Genomic DNA, 17,295 nt, shown 5'->3' with positions numbered 1-17,295 from the left:
CCCTTTATTAATACATAAAACGATTGTGAAAACGTAGACGATCGAATGCTTGAATGGAATCCGTATCAACGCGTTTACCGATGCGAACCATTAAACAGTTAGCGGGGTGGGAACAAATTTCAGGATCGTCTGTAGCCATCCATTGTAAACCACCGGCATTCATCATTTTTTCCATTACTTTTCGGTATTCCCAAACATTTAAGCCTGTTTGTTTTAAATCCCAGTGCCAATAATATTCAGTCGTTAATATAATATAATCTTCCATATGATCGTCCATCATTGAAACTTCTAATAAGTTTTTTCCGACAGAGCAACCGCGAAAGGCTGGGACAACTTCAATCGCCCCGAGTTCAATTAAGTTTTCAATCTTTCCTTCTGACCATCGCTCGAGCGGATCAGGATATAAGTATGTAACATATCCAACGATCGTTTGGTCATGTCTAGCAATAATGAGACGAGCTTCTGGCAATTTAGAAATTTCGACAATTGCTTTATATTGCTGCTCGGCAGGACGAAACGCAATTAAGTCTGGATGAAATTCATACATTTCAAGATTATGTGTAGAGACAGGACCTTCAATAATTAAAGTACCTTTCGCTGTTTTTAAGTTTCTGGCATTATATATTTTTTTATGAATCAATTTATTGCTCACCACCTTGAGGGTTTGTGAATCTATTAATATCGTACTTTATAATATATGCGATGTGAATCGAATTTTGTCATTAAAAATTTGTCTAAAAATCAACAAAAATACTGAAAATTTTAAATAATGTCATTATAATAGATAATAGAATACATAGGAGGGGGATGTAAAGTATGAAAGTGGAAACGCTTCCTGTCATTAAAGGAGAAAATAATTTGCCGAATTATGAAGAGGCATACGCGAATTTTAACTGGGAAGAGGTTAATAAAAATTTTACTTGGAATGAAACTGGCCGAGTAAATATGGCGTATGAGGCAATTGATAAGCATGCGAAATCCGATCGAAAGAATAAAGTAGCACTTTATTATCAAGATGGATCGCGAAAAGAGAAATATACGTTTAAGGAAATGAAGGATTTTTCTAATAAAGCAGGAAATGTCCTGAAAAACTATGGCGATGTTGAGAAAGGCGATCGCGTTTTTATTTTTATGCCGCGTTCCCCAGAATTATATTTCGCACTTCTAGGTGCAGTGAAATTAGGGGCAATTGTTGGACCATTATTTGAAGCATTTATGGAAGGCGCGGTACGCGATCGTTTAGAAGATAGCGAAGCGAAGGTGTTAATTACAACTCCTGAATTGTTAGAGCGCATACCATTAAATGATTTACCTGCTTTAAAAACGGTCTTTCTTGTTGGAGACAATGCAGAAGAAGGCGGTAAAACTGTAGCGTTCAATCCTTTATTTGAACAAGCTTCAAAAGAATTACATATCGAATGGTTAGGCCGTGAAGACGGTTTAATTCTTCATTACACATCTGGTTCTACTGGTAAGCCAAAAGGCGTCCTTCATGCGCAAAACGCAATGGTTCAGCATTATCAAACAGCGAAATGGGTATTAGACTTAAAAGAAGATGATGTATATTGGTGTACAGCTGATCCTGGCTGGGTAACTGGAACAGCTTACGGTATTTTTGCACCGTGGTTAGTGGGGGCATCAAATGTTATTTTAGGTGGACGATTTAGTCCAGAAGCGTGGTATGAAGCGTTACAAGATTACGGTGTAACAGTTTGGTATAGTGCACCAACAGCGTTCCGTATGTTAATGGGAGCTGGACAAGATGCAATTAAAAAATATGATTTATCACAAGTGCGTCACGTATTAAGTGTTGGTGAGCCATTAAATCCAGAAGTAATTCGCTGGGGTATGAGCGCATTTGGACTTCGTATTCATGATACGTGGTGGATGACAGAAACAGGTGGACAAGTTATTTGTAACTATCCTTGTATGGAAATCCGTCCAGGTTCAATGGGTAAACCAATTCCAGGTGTGAAAGCAGCGATTGTTGATAATGAAGGAAATGAAGTGCCTCCATACACAATGGGGAATTTAGCGATTGGTAAAGGTTGGCCAGCTATGATGCGTGGAATCTGGAATAACCCACAAAAATATGATTCTTACTTCATGCCGGGAGATTGGTACGTATCAGGAGACTCAGCTTATATGGACGAAGATGGATACTTCTGGTTCCAAGGACGTATTGATGATGTAATTATGACGTCAGGTGAGCGCGTTGGTCCGTTTGAAGTAGAAAGTAAATTAATCGAGCATGCTGCTGTAGCAGAAGCCGGTGTAATTGGTATTCCTGATCCAGTACGCGGGGAAATCATTAAAGCATTTATCGCGCTTCGCGTGGGATACGAACCGTCTGATGAATTAAAAGAAGAAATTCGTCAATTTGTAAAGAAAGGTCTAGCAGCTCATGCAGCGCCAAGACAAATTGAATTTAGAGATAAATTACCGAAAACGAGAAGTGGTAAAATTATGCGCCGCGTATTAAAAGCGTGGGAATTAAACTTACCAACAGGCGATTTATCGACGATGGAAGATTAAGAGAGAAAGGTCTGAACGATGATACGTTCAGACCTTTCTTTTTTGTGTTATGATAAACTTATATATACGTGTCGGAAGGGGAGAAGGAAATGAACACAGAAAAAGAAAAGATGATACAAGGGGAAATGTACATACCTGCTGATCCACTTTTAGTACAAGAGAGGGAGCAAGCTCGTATATTAACAAGAAAGTTAAATGAAACATCAGAAGTAAAATTAGAAGAACGTAGTGCAATCGTAAAAGAACTATTCGGAACGACTGGAGATAACATTCATCTTGAATCTTCTTTTAGATGTGATTACGGTTATAACATTCACGTTGGTGAAAACTTTTACGCAAACTTTGACTGCACCATTTTAGACGTATGCCCAGTTACAATCGGAGTGAATTGTATGTTAGCTCCAGGAGTTCACATTTATACAGCAACGCACCCACTTGATCCGGTGGAGCGCATAAGCGGATCAGAGTACGGAAAACCAGTAACAATTGGCGATAACGTATGGATTGGCGGAAGAGCGATTATTAATCCGGGCGTAACAATTGGACATAATGCAGTCATTGCATCTGGAGCTGTTGTAACGAAAGATGTACCGGATAATGTAGTAATGGGCGGGAATCCTGCGAAGATTATAAAAAAAATAAAATAATATTTGAACGAAGTGCCTTCCTCGTCTGTATACATTTATGAAAGAATAGATGAGGGAGGCGCTTTATATGTCTAATAAATTGATGCTTACTTTTGCTTTAGTTGGAATTATAGTTGTGTTTTCTTGTGGTATGTTATTACCTATACCAATTGGATTTAAAATTTCAATGATTACAGTTGGGATTATAATGATTGTTATTTTTTCAATCATTATTCCGTTGGATAAGAAGTATATTGTACGAAAAAATGGAAATAAAATTGATTTTACAAAAACAAAAATATATTTTCGTTGGAATGTATTTGATACAATTTCGGTCTGTCTTGCAGTGTATGCATGTATATGTGTGCTGGCGTTAAATATTTTCGTTTTTAGTGGATTTACGATTCAAAACCCATATGTTCAATTTTTTACGCATCAGTCACAAGCATGGGTCATTGTCGCAAGTGCATATTTAATTTCCCGTATTTCATTAACGTTAAAAGGAATAAAGGAGATCAAAAAAAATGGCGCAGATTGGGATTGAGGAGGAGCTCATGCTTGCGTACCAAAATGGAGATAAGCAAGCGGGAGAAAAACTATATGTTTTAATCAAGCCAGTGCTATATACATTTTTGTATCGATTTAATCGTGATGAACAATTAAGTATCGACCTTGTGCAAGATACATTTTTGACGTTAGAACGAAAGAAACATATGTATGAAATCGAAAAGGGAAAAATAAAAACGTATTTATTTCAAATCGGTTATCGTCTTATGATTAATAAATTAAATAGAAGAAAAAAGTGGCGTTCGCTCTTACCGTTTTTAGTACCAGTGCAAGAGGTAGAGTTTTCCCACGAAGATCGGCTTACGGTAAGAGAAGCAATTTTGAAAGTTCCTGAAGAACAGCGAGCGGTCCTGATTCTTTCTTATTATCATGATATGCAGCAAAAAGAAATTGCAGAGGTACTAGATATTCCTATTGGAACAGTGAAGTCGAGACTTCATAACGGGATAAAGAAATTAAAACAATTGCTGGAGGTGGATGAAATTGAGCGAAAATCCTTTTAAGCATGAATATAAATTAAAGCAGCATTTAGATAGTGACCATGTAGAAATACCGGATTTCCCAAAAACAGTAAGTCGCTTTGATCGATTACTCGGATTTCTTGCTTCTCCAGCGAAAGATCCTGTGGAAGCGACGATTGGGAATGATTTATCGGTTTTGTTTCATATATCATTATTAGTCGGTGTCCCAGTTCTTTCTCTTATTACGATACTCCTTGCGACGTTGTAAAGGATTGGGAAGGAGAGAAACCCTACCTCTATTTGACACGCCTATATAAATGATGGTATAAAGAAAAGTATATGAATAATTGAGCGTGGAAAGGGAGAAGTAGTGATCATTTCCCTGTTTTAGAGAGCTGATGGTCGGTGAAAATCAGCACATAGATGATCGCGAATTACGCCCCTAGAGCATCTTTTTTCGATTGAGTTATATTCAAAAGGGAAAAGACGGTGCTAAGCCGTTATGTAAATAAGGTGGTAGGCTTTTTTGTCTGCAACTAGGGTGGTAACGCGATGATCAAAATCGTCCCTTATTTGAAGGGGCGATTTTTTTATGTTTTCAACCTTCACGCCAGTAATGAACTTAAAGGAGAGTATGTAGGATATGGGTATTTTACAAGATCTTGAATTTCGCGGGCTAATTAATCAGCAAACAGATGCTGAGGGATTAGAGCAATTATTAGAAAAAGAAAGCGTTAAATTATACTGTGGTTTCGACCCGACAGCGGATAGCTTACATATTGGTCATATGTTACCAGTATTAATGTTACGTCGTTTCCAATTAGCTGGTCACCAACCAATCGCACTTGTTGGTGGTGGTACTGGTATGATCGGTGACCCAAGTGGTAAAAAAGCAGAGCGTACATTAAATACGAAAGATACAGTTGCTTACTACACGGAAAGCATTAAAAACCAACTTTCAAACTTCTTAGAGTTTGAAAATGTGGACAACCCAGCAACGATGGCTAACAACTATGACTGGCTTGGTAACTTAGATGTAATTACATTCTTACGCGATATCGGTAAAAACTTCGGTTTAAACTATATGTTAGCAAAAGATACAGTAGCATCTCGTTTAGAAACTGGTATTTCATTTACTGAGTTTAGTTACATGATTTTACAATCATACGACTTCTTAAACTTATACCAACAACACAATTGCCGTCTTCAAATCGGTGGTAGTGATCAATGGGGTAACATTACAGCTGGTCTTGAATTAATCCGTAAATCAGAAGAAGATGCGAAAGCATTCGGTTTAACAATTCCACTAGTTACAAAATCTGACGGTACGAAGTTTGGTAAAACAGAGGGCGGCGCAATTTGGTTAGACCCAGAGAAAACAACTCCTTACGAGTTCTACCAATTCTGGATCAATACAGATGACCGCGATGTAGTTAAATACTTAAAATACTTCACATTCTTATCTCATGAAGAAATTCTTGAGCTTGAGAAGCAAGTAACTGAAGCACCAGAAAAACGTGCAGCACAAAAATCATTAGGATCTGAAATGACAAAACTTGTTCACGGCGAAGAAGCGTTAGAGCAAGCAATTAAAATTTCAGCTGCATTATTCAGTGGCTCAGTAGCAGAACTTACTGCAAGCGAAATCGAACAAGGATTCAAAGACGTACCATCTGTAGAACGTACTGCAGAAGATACGGTATTAATCGACTTACTTGTAGAAAGCAAAATCTCTCCATCTAAACGTCAAGCACGTGAAGATGTAACGAACGGTGCAATCTACGTAAACGGTGAGCGTACACAAGCATTAGATTACGTTGTAACAGAAAACGACCGCATCGAAGGTAAATTCACAATCATTCGCCGCGGTAAGAAGAAATATTTCTTAATTCGTTACTAATCAGAAACGAATGTAAAACAAATAGTACCCCGAATGGTAGGCTGAAAAGTCTATCGTTCGGGGTTTTTATGTATGCATTTAAATTGCCTCATGATTTCTTTTAAATAGAATATGAAGAATTAATACGAGCATGTAAAGTAAGCTAATTAGCATAACAACAAATGCTGTTGGATAAAATTTTTCTGCATATATAAAGAAATCGATTTGATAAATATCTTGGTAATTTGAAACGGTGCCTTTAAAGTAATTCGTAAACTTAGCACTATATTTCCATTCATCAGGATAATCTATCAAATTACTCCCTTGATACCAACTCATAAGTGCTGAAGTAATAAACAGCATACATGCACTGCCCAATTGAACCATTTGGTTTATTGTCAAAACGAATCGACCTCCTATTTTATGGTTATTATAGCGTGCATTCGTATTCCTGTAACCTTTTTGTTGTAATCTCCTTTTCGAGTTCATACGGAAATCACATGTAAGCGGTATGATAAACGTATAACAAATAGAAAGGAGTGGTAAAACGAAATGTCACTAGAAGCGCTCATTATTTTTTCTTTGCTAAATGCAGGACAGCTTGCAGAGAACACGAAGGTTGATATACATAAAGAGCAGAAAGATGCTTATGTATATGTTCAAAAAGAGGAAAATAAATAACTTTATTTTATATATAAAAATGAAGGCTGTTTGAAGTAACTGTTTAGTTGCTTTAAACAGTCTTTTTTAGCTAGAAAGAATAAATCTGTCTAAGGATGTCGTCGATAAATCAAAGAGAAAATGTCGTTATTATATGCGTAGTTTTAACTGTAATTATTAGATGTAAATTAAAAAAGTCTTTTTTAAAAAATAAAGGGGGTGTGAAATGTCTACGAAAATCTATAAATTATTACATAATAAAAGCCACAACTCATATGAGTGTGACTTAAATGTTTTTATTCAGCTTCAGCCTCGAAGCGTAAAGTGATTAAAACTCAAATGAAACCATAAGATATCTAGCAGGATTTATTTTCCTAGATTTGAAATTGTTATATCAATTTTGTTTCTTTTTGCAGTGTTTAAAGCGTTGCTTAGTAAATCTAAAAAAATTGTACCTGTTGGAGTAGCATGATAATTGGCTAAACTAGTTATTTTATTAGGGATTTTATTTCCCCAAGGTGGCTGTTTTTCCATGTGCTCAATATCCCAAATGACTTCTGCAGGAGGTAATTCACTTAAAATTTTTCTTATCTCTTCTACATTTTGAAGTGCTTCTTCTGTGTCCTCCCAACGTAACTTGTCGAAATATAAATTCTTCATTAATAGTGGGTACTTAGTGCCCCAACCTTCAGACTCTGTATGATATGACATGGTTGAAAAAAAGCTATGTAAAAAATCAGGGTGTCCTGTTTCATAGAAAAATATATCTACTTTAAATCCTACTGCCATTAATATCAATCCTTTCGCTTAAATATTACGTTTTTGATGAATAATTACATAGACCAATAAAAAGAAGAACGTTTATCCTCACTACAAGGCGTTCTTCTTTTTTTATTTTATTCGTCGTCTTCAAAATCGCGTAAGCTATCTAGCAATTCTGTAAAAGATGAACAAACAGGGTAATTTGCTTCTTCCATCTCTTCTTCCTCATGATCCCAAAATACAACGGTTGGGGCTTCGGGATTATTTCGGTAATCAAAGCATAGAAGGTTACCAAACGGGTCTCTAGCAAAAGGGTATACTTTATCAACTAATCTCTCTTTTATACCTTCATAGTTTTGGACAATCGAATATTTATCTTCTATATGAAGAGTTAAGAGGTCACTGAATACATTTTCATCTTGTCCTGGTACATCAAATACTTTTGGGTTAGGGTATCCCCCGTCATATTTCTTCACGCACGCAACAAAATCGTTGGGGAATTTAATATTAAAATATTGTTCTGCCTTTTGGATTTCTTCGTCTGTAACTGGTGTTTTACTCATAAAGGACCATGTAATATTGTTCATTTTTGCCACTCCTTATTTATCGCTATCTTTTCCCCAAATTCTATACCCACCTGTATGGCCAGTATCGTGATGTATCTGATAATCTACAAGTTGCATTCTACCAGTATCTTGATGGTGATGCCATGTGTAATGCTTTGGTGTTTCACCTTGTTTAAACATTTGAATTTCTTCTTTCGTAAATCTTGAAGCTAAATCAGGGTCTTTTATTATTTGTTCGTATAATGCTTTACTACATTTTCTAAAATGTGTTGTTCTAGATTTTTTAAAGTCTGCCTCTTTGAGGATTACCTCACCCTTAGATTTAAAAATAGGGAACCCATCTGCATCATACGGAATACCTGTAACAGGATGTTTGTCTCCTGCCAACTCACCTTTTCTTAATCTTATTGTCTTAGGGCCATTTGGACCTTCATAAGTATATGGAGCTGCTTTCTGCAAATACTGTTGGATACTTCCAACTCCTGCATATGAGAAAGGAGTTCCAGGTATGAATTCATAGTTATTTAATATATGCAATGCATTTCTGTATGCAGAGGAGTTTGTTAGAAGCGATTTTCCTTTTGTAAGACTTGTAACAGCTGCTACTTTTCCTACTTGTCCAACTTTATCCAGACCTTTGCTACCAATAAAACCAGTGAGTAGCGAAGTGACTGCATAAGCTGCATAATGTTCTCTGCTTTCCATATCCCCATTCCAAAATTCATTCATGAATGAATCTGATAAAGCATTCCATGCAGCGGGAAGTGTTTCCTCATAGTTTACAATCGCATCCCGCATATTCAACCAGGTCTCTTTATCTCCCAAAGCAACAAATCCGTCCCATGCGTCTACAACGCCATCTACTACACCAGTGGAAATACCAGTCCAGGCATCGTTCAAATCCTTTTTATTTCTATCCCAAAAGGATTGTTCTGATTGTGGTGGGATTTTGCCGCACATTGCACCTTCTTCAATTGAATTATCAGCCTGACGCTTGCTATCATTCGGTCAATTTCTCGAATTTGTTCTAATATTTCTTGTTCAATAACATCTGTTGAAGCTACCTGTGATTGAAATTGACTTGGAAAGGCATTGTTCTGACGGATTAATTCTTCGCATAAGTAAATGATTCCTTGTGCTAACGGACGAAAGGTTTGTAAGAAATATGCTTTTGCGCTTGTACTTCACCGAGATACATATTTAAAGACATGAACTTTCCCTCCCCTTACAAGAAAATAATACCAATTTAAGGAAGTGGCTGTAAATGTAATGTTCTAATTATTCAGCAAACCAAAAGGAGTTTGTTCATTAAGTTCTTTAATCTCATTCGGATGCTCGGGTGATGCAGGGGTTTTTAAGGTTGAATGTAAATAGAAAAGGGGAAGGTATAGTTTATGTACAAAAGAATACGTTGTAAAAATAATATTAACAAAAGGGGAGGAAGGAGAGTATAACAAAGAAAAATGAGTCATGGGGTAGAATGTAGTATTTTTTTGTTGTTAGAAGAAGAGAGATTTTTATTAATGTGAATAAAAAATTGATGAAATTCTAGAGAGAGGGTTAATTTTTATTAACTATAGACTTGCAGTTCTTTTTTATTTTGTTACATTGTTCCGTTTCTATACATATACCGGCTATATTTAATAAAAAAAGCCCAGGCCCCTTGATAAACAAGGTTCCTAAGGCTTTTAATAATACTCTTTGCAGAGTACCGAGATTAACGAGAGTAGTACTCTACGATTAATGCTTCGTTGATTTCAGCTGCTAACTCAGAACGCTCAGCGTGACGAGTGTAAGTAGCTTCTAACTTATCAGCATCGAAAGTTAAATATTCTGGTACGAAGTTGTTAACTTCGATCGCTTCTTTAACAACAACAAGGCTGTTAGATTTTTCGCGAACGCCGATAGTTTGACCAGGTTTAACGCGGTAAGATGGGATATCTACGCGAGCTCCATCAACCGTGATGTGACGGTGGTTTACTAATTGGCGAGCTGCACGACGAGTGCGAGCTAAGCCCATGCGGTAAACTAGGTTGTCAAGACGAGCTTCAAGAAGGATCATGAAGTTTTCGCCGTGCTTACCAGGCATTTTACCTGCTTGGTCAAATGTGCGACGGAATTGACGCTCAGTCATGCCGTACATGTGACGAAGTTTTTGTTTCTCTTGTAATTGTAAACCGTATTCTGAAAGTTTCTTACGTTGGTTAGGACCGTGAGGACCTGGTGCGTAAGGGCGTTTTTCTAATTCTTTTCCTGTGCCGCTTAGAGAGATTCCAAGACGACGAGACAGTTTCCATGCTGGACCTGTATAACGAGCCATAGTTGACTCCTCCTTCAAAAATGTTTTTATTTTCGTAAAATAAAAACAGACGTAATCGATATTTACGGGTATTTTGTTTTCATGTACCTTCGCTCCAGCAGCAGGGAGTTACGAGATACACCTCCGCAGAGGAACAAAATACAAACGATAAACTCACATTACAAGGCTGCCTTTTTATTTTACACAAACGCTATTATATCTTTTACCTACAGTTTCGTCAAGTGACTCCCTTTTTGTTTTATGCAGATAAATTTTGGAAATTAACAAGAAGGAATTTAAAACAATATAAAAGAAGAGATAGAAACAGAAGTAAAACGCTTACATAAAATGTGGTAAAAACGTTCATCAAATTTTTCCTGGTGGATATGTGGCAATAAAGACATAAGGGGGATGTTTTTATGAAAAAGAAACATATGGAGACAGCATTAATTCATCACGGATATGAATCAAATGAAAATAAAGGGAGTTTAACACCACCTTTATTTCAAACTTCTACATTTACGTTTGAGACAGCACAGCAAGGAGAAGCGAGTTTTGCGGGAGAAGATCCATCTTATATTTATTCAAGGCTTGGGAATCCAACTGTGAAATTATTTGAAGAACGTATGGCTGTTTTAGAAGGTGGAGAGGAAGCGCTGGCGTTTGGTTCAGGTATGGCAGCCATTTCAGCAACGTTAATCGGTTTTCTAAAGGCTGGAGATCATATTATTTGTTCAAATGGATTATATGGATGTACTTACGGTTTTTTAGAAGTATTAGAAGAAAAATTTATGATTACTCATTCGTTTTGTGATATGGAGACAGAGACGGATATTGAAAATAAAATTCGTCCAAATACAAAGCTCATTTTCGTTGAAACACCGATTAATCCAACGATGAAATTAATTGATTTAGAAAAGGTGATCGGAGTAGCGAAGCGCAATGACTTGCTTGTTATTGTCGATAATACGTTTTGTTCACCTTATTTACAAAGACCTCTTGAGCTCGGTTGTGACGCCGTCGTTCACAGTGCGACAAAATATATTGGTGGTCACGGGGATGTTGTAGCGGGTGTAACAATTTGTAGAACGAAAGCGTTAGCTAACAAAATCCGTCCGATGCGAAAAGATATCGGCGGTATTATGGCGCCGTTTGACGCGTGGTTATTGTTACGCGGATTAAAAACATTAGCAGTAAGAATGGATCGTCATTGTGATAATGCGGAAAAAATTGTATCGTTTTTGAAAAATCATGAAGCGGTAGAAGGTGTTTGGTATCCGGAAGGGGAATTAGCATATCGGCAAATGAAACGAGGCGGGGGCGTTATTTCTTTTTCAATTAAAGGCGGGAAAGAGGAAACACAGTCGTTTATCAATGACCTCCATTTTATTACAATTGCCGTAAGTTTAGGTGATACAGAAACATTAATTCAGCATCCAGCGACGATGACACATGCAGCTATTCCGGCTGAACTAAGAAAAGAAATGGGTATTTTCGATAATTTAATACGCCTATCTGTCGGCTTAGAATCATGGGAAGATATCGTTTCTGATTTAGAACAGGCACTAAAGAAGATATCTACGGTTAGTAATCAATAAAAAAGAGTGAGCTATCGGTTTCGTACGTTACGTACTTAATCGATAACTCACTCTTTTCTTTTTTTAAATATGTTTTAGGAGTGTTTCCACAAACTTTTCTAAATAATGCTGATCTACTTCATCGAAACGATTTTTTTCAGGACTATCAATATCAAGTACACCAATGATATTTCCTTCTTTCAGAATCGGTACAACGATTTCAGAATTAGAGGCACTATCGCAAGCGATATGTCCTGGAAATTGGTGAACATCTGCTACAAGTTGCGTTGTTTTTGTTTCAGCTGCAACGCCGCAAACACCGCGTCCGAACGGAATACGCACGCAAGCTGGCATTCCTTGGAATGGTCCAAGAACGAGCTGATTTCCTTCTGTTACATAAAAGCCAACCCAATTAACGCGATCTAAAAATTGATTTAATAGTGCGGACGCATTTGATAAGTTTGCGACTACGTTCGGTTCGCCAGTTAATAATGCATCCAGTTGTTTAATTACTGTCTCATATTGCTGCTCACGAGATCCTGCATAACTTTCTTTTGTAAACATGGAAACAACTCCCTTTTTATCGAGATATGTAAAATGGTAGCAAAATACGATGTATTTCACATGACTTTGTCGATAGAAAATTAAAGGAATTTGTCTTAAAAGTCAAGAAATCTAAACTATAGCTGTTCATTGAGAGGAAGTGAGCGCATGAAGCAGACGAAACAAAAGGTAATTGATGCGGCAATATCGTTGTTTAATACGAAAGGTTATGACGGGACATCGGTGCGAGACATTGCAAAGCGAGCGGATGTGAATGTAGCGAATATTTCATATTATTTTGCTGGAAAGCAAGGGTTATTAGAACAGCTTATTACTGATTTTTTAGAAGGATATATTCAAATCATTGAAACGTCATTTGAACAGAGAGAATATTTATCGGCTAAAGATGTGATGGTGCAAATGGTGCGCGGGATTTTACGATATCAATTTGATAATAGAGAACTGACACGTTTTTTTTATAGAGAGCTTTCGCTTGATACGACATTAATTCGTGAAGTGATGACCGTTTATTTTTCTAGAGAAAGATATTATATAGAGCAAATCATTAAACAAGGACAAATGAAGCAAGAATTTAAGAAGGTATCTTTTACAATGTTTATGACGCAATTAAAAGGCATGATGAATATGCCGTTTTTATATCCACAATATATATCAGAGGTGCTACACTCATTTCCATCTGAGACGTTTTTCTTAGAAATGTATACGAAGGAAATTGAGCAATGGATGGAACGAACATTATATAAAGCGAGTATGTATTATGAACTGCCAAGAGTTGTTCATATGTGAAAAATCCCCACCTAACGAATTGAGGTGGGGATTTTTATATGTTGTTTTCTTTGCCATAAATTGTTGCATACTAGCGCAATAATTGTGAATGAGGCGCCGGCAATTTCTATGTTATCGACAGTATAACCTTGAAACATAGAACCGATAAGTGCAAGTACAGGAACTAAATTCATAAATAATATGCCGTTAATAGATGAAATATATCGATTTCCCGTGTTCCAGCAAAATACAGCGATAACCCCCGCAACAATCGACATATAAAAGAGTTCAAAACGAACGCTCATAACTGTATGCATTGACGGTACAGAAATTATATTTGTGATTGTTAATGCAGTAACGATTATAACGAGTGAAATAGAACCGAATAAACAAGTTAATGTTGTGTATCTAAGTGGTGACCAAGACTTGAAATTAGCACCGCCATTCGTGTAAATTACCCAGCAAGTAACGCCGCATAACATAAATATATTCGTTGATAGGTGACCTGCAGCTCCGAATAATAAGTCAATATTTCCTTTTGAAATGACAAGCATAACACCGAGTAATGCAACGAACATACAGAAAAATGTGTAGTACCCTGGCCGGCGATTTTTTGTTATCCATTGCAATAACAGAGCGATAAGTGGCATAAGAGACTGAATCATAGCCGCATGAATCGCTCCGGAAGGCCCAGCAAGTTGTTGTCCGTAGAAAACGAGAAATCCATACCCAGCGAAACCGAATGTTCCGTAAAAGAATAAAGAAAATGTTCTTTTTTCTAAGCGGAGAGAATTTTTCCCTTCGATAATTAAGAGCAGAATAAGGAAAATAATAGCTGCTGATCCGTATCGGATAGTTGTGAAGAAGAATGGATCTATAAATTGCAAGGCATTTGCCATCACAGGAAACATAAATCCCCAAGCGGTTACAGCAAGTAAGCATAGAAGGGATCCGAGTAACATTTGTTTTTTTGCCAAAAGTATCATTCTCCTTTCTATTTCGTTATAGTAAGTTGATGAAATAAGTATAAAGAGTAATTCTTTGTAGAAGGAAATATCGATTTTTTATGGCAGTTATAACTTTTTGTTAGAGGTGTGTAGGATGGATTTGGAGGCAGTACGATCGTTTATTGAAGTAAAACATACGCGAAGTTTATCAAAAGCGAGTAAGCTTTTACATATTTCACAACCAGCGCTTAGTAAACAAATTCAAAGATTAGAAGCTGACTTAGAGGTTACTTTATTAAAACGTTCCGCTCAAGGGGTAGAATTAACAAAAGCTGGAGAGTTATTTATAAAAAGAATGTTACCGATTTTGGAGCAAATAAATGCAGTGAAAACGGAAATGAAGGAATATCAAGAGAAGCGGAAAATTTCAATAGGTATATTACCGAGTTTAGCGGCTCATTACATATCAAAGTGTAAAGACTTATTAGAGGATATATATGAAATAGAATGGAAAATTGAGCATACGAAAGTATTAATGGAGTTATTTAAAGAGCGAAAAATTGAAGCGATGTTCATCGATTCAGTAGTAGAAGGCGCTACGTATATAAAAGAAATGCGGGAAGAAAAAATCGTTTGTGCTGTTTCGAATGATCATCCGTATAGGGCGAAAAGGGTAATCCAAATGGAAGAGTTGCAAAATGAAAAGCTAATTGTATACCCAGAAATATGCGATGTAAGGAAAATGATTATGAATGTGTTTCACGATATAGGTGTAAAACCAACTATAGCTGTTGAAACATCTTATGCAGAACCGATGCTTGCAATGGTAAAAGCTGGCCTTGGTATTACTTTACTTCCGGAAATGGTGGTAGAGCAAGCGGTAAGGCAAGGAAATGTACATGTGATTTCTATTGAACCACCACTTGCGCGCAAAATTTATTTCGCATCTCATATGAAAGAGTGCCTGTTATTACAATCATTTGAGGATAGGTAGTTAAGTAAGCGGAATATTAAGAAATATTACATTTGCATTTAAAGAAACATGAAATTTTAAAAAAAACTAGGTCAAAAACACGTCATTACATGGTATGATTAGAACATTGTTAGTTGTTAAATATAGGGGAATTCCCTTTTTATACATAATGCCTTCCATTTCATAAACGGAACGGACAAAAAAAGAGATATAACTTAGGAGGCTTTTTTGCATGGATTCTATCCTGACGATCGTTATCATTGTAGTAAGCTCTATTCTAGTGCTGCTCATGATAGAGCTTGTGATAAGAAATCGTTCATATAAAGATATTGAAGCACTGGAGCAGTGGAAACAAGAGATAAAAGATAAACCTGTGGCAGATGAATTAAAGCGGGTAAAAGATTTAAATATGACAGGTCAAACAGAAGAACTGTTTGGTAAATGGCGTGAAGAGTGGGATGAAATTGTATCAACAACTCTTCCGAAAGCTGAAAAAGATTTAGGGCAAGCGCGAAAATTCGCCTCGCAATTCTCCTTCCGCAAAGCAAAGCATGCGATGAAAGAATCCATAAGTGGTTTAGATGACGCTGATAATCGTATTACGGACATTTTAAATGAATTACAGCAACTGTTAGAAAGCCATGAGAAAAACAGCTCGGAAATTGAAGGGTTACGTGATACATATCGTAGTATGAAAAAGAGCGTTCTTGCTCATCGACACATGTATGGAGCAGCTGAGCAAAAAATTGAAGAGATGTTAGATGTTGAATCCGAGAAGTTCAAAACTTTTGAAGAGGCAACTGATAATGGTGATTATTTAAACGCGAGAGAAATTGTTATTAGTTTAGAAGAAGGTTTAGCAAGTTTAGAAATCGTTATTCATCAAATTCCAGATTTATTGGTAGAGTGTCAAGCGACATTACCAGTTCAGCTGGAAGATTTATTACAAGGCCATGATGATATGATAAGACAAGGCTATGTACTAGAGTATTTGGAAATTCCTAAAGAAGTCCGCGATATGACGACACAACTACACACATGTTTAATGGATATACAGGAACTTCATATAACGGAAGCAGCAGAAAAAGTAGAGAACTTAAAAACTCGTTTAGACAGTTTTTATGATCAACTTGAACAAGAAGTGCATGCGAAACATTATGTGGAGCAAAAAACACTGTCTGTTTATGAAGACTTAGAAGAAATTCGTACAGAAACAATTGAAACGAAAATAGAAACACAACTTGTGAAACAAAGTTATCAATTACAAGACAAAGACATAGAGTCACAAAAAGTAATTGAAAAGCAAATGCATATTTTAATGAAACGTTTTGAAGTGTTGCAAATACGCGTTGCTGAACAAGATATTGCATTCTCTATTATTCGTGAGGAACTAGAAGAGGTTTATGAGCAATGTGAAACTTTAAAAGTACTTCATGCAGAATATAAAGAAATGTTGCAAACGATGCGCAAAGAGGAATTTGAAGCACGTGAGAAGTTACAAGAAATGCGAAATACAATTTTTGAGACGAAACGTTTTATGCAAAAGTCGAATTTACCAGGTCTTCCAGAGAGTATTATGGAAGATTTACAAAAAGGGCAAATGGCGATGCAAGCTGTATATGAGCAATTAGAAGTAAAGCCGTTAAATATGAATACTGTAAATAGCAGTTTAGAAGAAGCATACACAGTTGTGAATAGTGTATCTGCAATGACGGAAGAATTAATTGGACAAGCGTATTTAGTTGAAAAACTAATTCAATACGGTAACCGATACCGCAGTCATGATGAGAATCTTGCAGAAAGCTTAAATTATGCGGAGAAATTATTCCGTGAATATCAATACGATGCAGCTTTAGAACAAGCGGCTTCTATATTAGAGCAACTTGAACCTGGTGTTGTTCAAAAAATAGCTGAATATGTAGACAATGAGCAAACCCTTTAATAAAGGGTTTGTTTTTTTGTGTAATTTTGAAGTCGATGTTGCTATAATGAATAGCGGAATACAGTAAGGTTGTTCGTTTCAAAATAAAGTGAAACCATAAGTGATGGGGTTTCATCCACCATTGATTAGTAATCTTCACCACTCAGTATGCCTGCGAATGGCGGGGAAAAAT

At 36.5% G+C, this 17,295-nt stretch carries 19 protein-coding genes, 1 pseudogene and 1 other annotated feature; of the genes and pseudogenes, 11 read left to right on the top strand and 9 right to left on the bottom strand.

Annotated features, from left to right (window positions below; all coding sequences use genetic code 11):
* Positions 1 to 7: 7 nt before the first annotated feature.
* The gene (gene acuA, locus EXW56_RS22290) at positions 8 to 640 is read right to left on the bottom strand and encodes an acetoin utilization protein acetyltransferase AcuA (RefSeq protein WP_002112293.1); all 633 of its coding nucleotides are present in this window, start codon (positions 638 to 640) and stop codon (positions 8 to 10) included.
* Positions 641 to 816: 176 nt separating this feature from the next.
* Between acuA and acsA the strand changes: the two genes are divergently transcribed.
* From acsA to tyrS, 6 genes are all read left to right on the top strand, one after another.
* The gene (gene acsA / locus EXW56_RS22285; protein ID WP_002067621.1) at positions 817 to 2,535 is read left to right on the top strand and encodes an acetate--CoA ligase; all 1,719 of its coding nucleotides are present in this window, start codon (positions 817 to 819) and stop codon (positions 2,533 to 2,535) included.
* An 89-nt stretch (positions 2,536 to 2,624) separates the two neighbouring features.
* Complete coding sequence (locus EXW56_RS22280; protein WP_002199136.1) at positions 2,625 to 3,182, top strand: maltose acetyltransferase domain-containing protein; 558 nt, start codon at positions 2,625 to 2,627, stop codon at positions 3,180 to 3,182.
* Between the two features lie 67 nt (positions 3,183 to 3,249).
* Positions 3,250 to 3,705 carry a hypothetical protein gene (locus tag EXW56_RS22275; RefSeq protein WP_002199137.1) on the top strand — a complete coding sequence of 152 codons (456 nt, stop codon included), beginning with the start codon at positions 3,250 to 3,252 and terminating at the stop codon, positions 3,703 to 3,705.
* The gene (locus EXW56_RS22270) at positions 3,686 to 4,231 is read left to right on the top strand and encodes an RNA polymerase sigma factor (protein WP_098988717.1); all 546 of its coding nucleotides are present in this window, start codon (positions 3,686 to 3,688) and stop codon (positions 4,229 to 4,231) included. Before EXW56_RS22275 ends, EXW56_RS22270 begins: the two co-directional genes overlap by 20 nt.
* Positions 4,212 to 4,457, top strand: coding sequence for a hypothetical protein (locus EXW56_RS22265; RefSeq protein ID WP_002199139.1), 246 nt, complete (start codon positions 4,212 to 4,214; stop codon positions 4,455 to 4,457). Before EXW56_RS22270 ends, EXW56_RS22265 begins: the two co-directional genes overlap by 20 nt.
* A 77-nt stretch (positions 4,458 to 4,534) precedes the next feature.
* Positions 4,535 to 4,762: a binding site (T-box leader), on the top strand.
* A gap of 70 nt (positions 4,763 to 4,832) precedes the next feature.
* On the top strand, positions 4,833 to 6,089 hold the full coding sequence (gene tyrS / locus EXW56_RS22260) for a tyrosine--tRNA ligase (protein WP_002034349.1): 1,257 nt from the start codon (positions 4,833 to 4,835) through the stop codon (positions 6,087 to 6,089).
* Positions 6,090 to 6,167: 78 nt separating this feature from the next.
* On the opposite strand, the gene EXW56_RS22255 is transcribed toward tyrS, so the two are convergent.
* On the bottom strand, positions 6,168 to 6,470 hold the full coding sequence (locus EXW56_RS22255; RefSeq protein ID WP_252197274.1) for a YjdJ family protein: 303 nt from the start codon (positions 6,468 to 6,470) through the stop codon (positions 6,168 to 6,170).
* A 150-nt stretch (positions 6,471 to 6,620) separates the two neighbouring features.
* Here EXW56_RS22255 and EXW56_RS22250 point away from each other — a divergent pair, with 150 nt between their 5' ends.
* Positions 6,621 to 6,749, top strand: coding sequence for a hypothetical protein (locus tag EXW56_RS22250; RefSeq protein WP_002112286.1), 129 nt, complete (start codon positions 6,621 to 6,623; stop codon positions 6,747 to 6,749).
* Between the two features lie 345 nt (positions 6,750 to 7,094).
* On the opposite strand, the gene EXW56_RS22245 is transcribed toward EXW56_RS22250, so the two are convergent.
* The 5 genes and pseudogenes from EXW56_RS22245 to rpsD all read right to left on the bottom strand — a co-directional run bounded on the left by EXW56_RS22245 (position 7,095) and on the right by rpsD (position 10,376).
* Positions 7,095 to 7,517 carry an immunity 70 family protein gene (locus EXW56_RS22245; RefSeq protein WP_002015572.1) on the bottom strand — a complete coding sequence of 141 codons (423 nt, stop codon included), beginning with the start codon at positions 7,515 to 7,517 and terminating at the stop codon, positions 7,095 to 7,097.
* Positions 7,518 to 7,624: 107 nt separating this feature from the next.
* Positions 7,625 to 8,077: an SMI1/KNR4 family protein gene (locus EXW56_RS22240; RefSeq protein ID WP_215596949.1), complete on the bottom strand. Its 453-nt coding sequence runs from the start codon at positions 8,075 to 8,077 to the stop codon at positions 7,625 to 7,627.
* Between the two features lie 12 nt (positions 8,078 to 8,089).
* Positions 8,090 to 9,016 (bottom strand): HNH endonuclease, encoded by a 927-nt coding sequence (locus EXW56_RS22235; RefSeq protein WP_215557557.1) that lies wholly within the window; start codon positions 9,014 to 9,016, stop codon positions 8,090 to 8,092.
* Positions 9,017 to 9,030: 14 nt separating this feature from the next.
* Positions 9,031 to 9,237, bottom strand: a pseudogene (locus EXW56_RS22230) (hypothetical protein); the annotation flags it as partial.
* A 536-nt stretch (positions 9,238 to 9,773) separates the two neighbouring features.
* The gene (gene rpsD / locus EXW56_RS22225; protein WP_002112282.1) at positions 9,774 to 10,376 is read right to left on the bottom strand and encodes a 30S ribosomal protein S4; all 603 of its coding nucleotides are present in this window, start codon (positions 10,374 to 10,376) and stop codon (positions 9,774 to 9,776) included.
* 398 nt (positions 10,377 to 10,774) lie between these two features.
* Between rpsD and megL the strand changes: the two genes are divergently transcribed.
* Positions 10,775 to 11,953, top strand: a complete 1,179-nt coding sequence (gene megL / locus EXW56_RS22220; RefSeq protein WP_098988720.1) for a methionine gamma-lyase — start codon at positions 10,775 to 10,777, stop codon at positions 11,951 to 11,953.
* A 63-nt stretch (positions 11,954 to 12,016) separates the two neighbouring features.
* On the opposite strand, the gene EXW56_RS22215 is transcribed toward megL, so the two are convergent.
* Complete coding sequence (locus EXW56_RS22215) at positions 12,017 to 12,496, bottom strand: GAF domain-containing protein (RefSeq protein WP_002199165.1); 480 nt, start codon at positions 12,494 to 12,496, stop codon at positions 12,017 to 12,019.
* A 147-nt stretch (positions 12,497 to 12,643) separates the two neighbouring features.
* On the opposite strand from EXW56_RS22215, the gene refZ reads away from it, so the two are divergent.
* Positions 12,644 to 13,282, top strand: coding sequence for a forespore capture DNA-binding protein RefZ (gene refZ / locus EXW56_RS22210; RefSeq protein ID WP_098988721.1), 639 nt, complete (start codon positions 12,644 to 12,646; stop codon positions 13,280 to 13,282).
* A gap of 11 nt (positions 13,283 to 13,293) precedes the next feature.
* Here refZ and EXW56_RS22205 read toward each other — a convergent pair whose 3' ends face one another.
* A complete protein-coding gene (locus tag EXW56_RS22205; protein WP_098988722.1) occupies positions 13,294 to 14,238 on the bottom strand; it encodes a DMT family transporter in 945 nt (314 codons plus the stop codon).
* 124 nt (positions 14,239 to 14,362) lie between these two features.
* On the opposite strand from EXW56_RS22205, the gene EXW56_RS22200 reads away from it, so the two are divergent.
* Together EXW56_RS22200 and ezrA are read left to right on the top strand one after the other, a co-directional pair.
* The gene (locus tag EXW56_RS22200) at positions 14,363 to 15,202 is read left to right on the top strand and encodes a LysR family transcriptional regulator (RefSeq protein WP_002199167.1); all 840 of its coding nucleotides are present in this window, start codon (positions 14,363 to 14,365) and stop codon (positions 15,200 to 15,202) included.
* Positions 15,203 to 15,413: 211 nt separating this feature from the next.
* A complete protein-coding gene (gene ezrA, locus EXW56_RS22195) occupies positions 15,414 to 17,123 on the top strand; it encodes a septation ring formation regulator EzrA (RefSeq protein ID WP_002199168.1) in 1,710 nt (569 codons plus the stop codon).
* Positions 17,124 to 17,295 lie beyond the last annotated feature (172 nt).

The organism is Bacillus mycoides (assembly GCF_018742245.1).
GTDB lineage: Bacteria > Bacillota > Bacilli > Bacillales > Bacillaceae_G > Bacillus_A > Bacillus_A cereus_U.
The sequence above is the reverse complement of the archived record's forward strand: the minus strand, read 5'-3'. Positions and strand labels throughout refer to the sequence as shown.

Excerpts from the sequence above, each read along its gene's own strand:
- EXW56_RS22270 (WP_098988717.1), top strand. The coding sequence starts at position 3,686 with ATGGCGCAGATTGGGATTGAGGAGGAGCTCATGCTTGCGTACCAAAAT.
- EXW56_RS22250 (WP_002112286.1), top strand. The coding sequence starts at position 6,621 with ATGTCACTAGAAGCGCTCATTATTTTTTCTTTGCTAAATGCAGGACAG.
- EXW56_RS22235 (WP_215557557.1), bottom strand. The coding sequence starts at position 9,016 with ATGTGCGGCAAAATCCCACCACAATCAGAACAATCCTTTTGGGATAGA.
- EXW56_RS22275 (WP_002199137.1), top strand. The coding sequence starts at position 3,250 with ATGTCTAATAAATTGATGCTTACTTTTGCTTTAGTTGGAATTATAGTT.
- acsA (WP_002067621.1), top strand. The coding sequence starts at position 817 with ATGAAAGTGGAAACGCTTCCTGTCATTAAAGGAGAAAATAATTTGCCG.
- EXW56_RS22245 (WP_002015572.1), bottom strand. The coding sequence starts at position 7,517 with ATGGCAGTAGGATTTAAAGTAGATATATTTTTCTATGAAACAGGACAC.
- EXW56_RS22280 (WP_002199136.1), top strand. The coding sequence starts at position 2,625 with ATGAACACAGAAAAAGAAAAGATGATACAAGGGGAAATGTACATACCT.
- megL (WP_098988720.1), top strand. The coding sequence starts at position 10,775 with ATGAAAAAGAAACATATGGAGACAGCATTAATTCATCACGGATATGAA.
- rpsD (WP_002112282.1), bottom strand. The coding sequence starts at position 10,376 with ATGGCTCGTTATACAGGTCCAGCATGGAAACTGTCTCGTCGTCTTGGA.
- ezrA (WP_002199168.1), top strand. The coding sequence starts at position 15,414 with ATGGATTCTATCCTGACGATCGTTATCATTGTAGTAAGCTCTATTCTA.
- EXW56_RS22200 (WP_002199167.1), top strand. The coding sequence starts at position 14,363 with ATGGATTTGGAGGCAGTACGATCGTTTATTGAAGTAAAACATACGCGA.
- refZ (WP_098988721.1), top strand. The coding sequence starts at position 12,644 with ATGAAGCAGACGAAACAAAAGGTAATTGATGCGGCAATATCGTTGTTT.
- tyrS (WP_002034349.1), top strand. The coding sequence starts at position 4,833 with ATGGGTATTTTACAAGATCTTGAATTTCGCGGGCTAATTAATCAGCAA.
- EXW56_RS22240 (WP_215596949.1), bottom strand. The coding sequence starts at position 8,077 with ATGAACAATATTACATGGTCCTTTATGAGTAAAACACCAGTTACAGAC.
- EXW56_RS22215 (WP_002199165.1), bottom strand. The coding sequence starts at position 12,496 with ATGTTTACAAAAGAAAGTTATGCAGGATCTCGTGAGCAGCAATATGAG.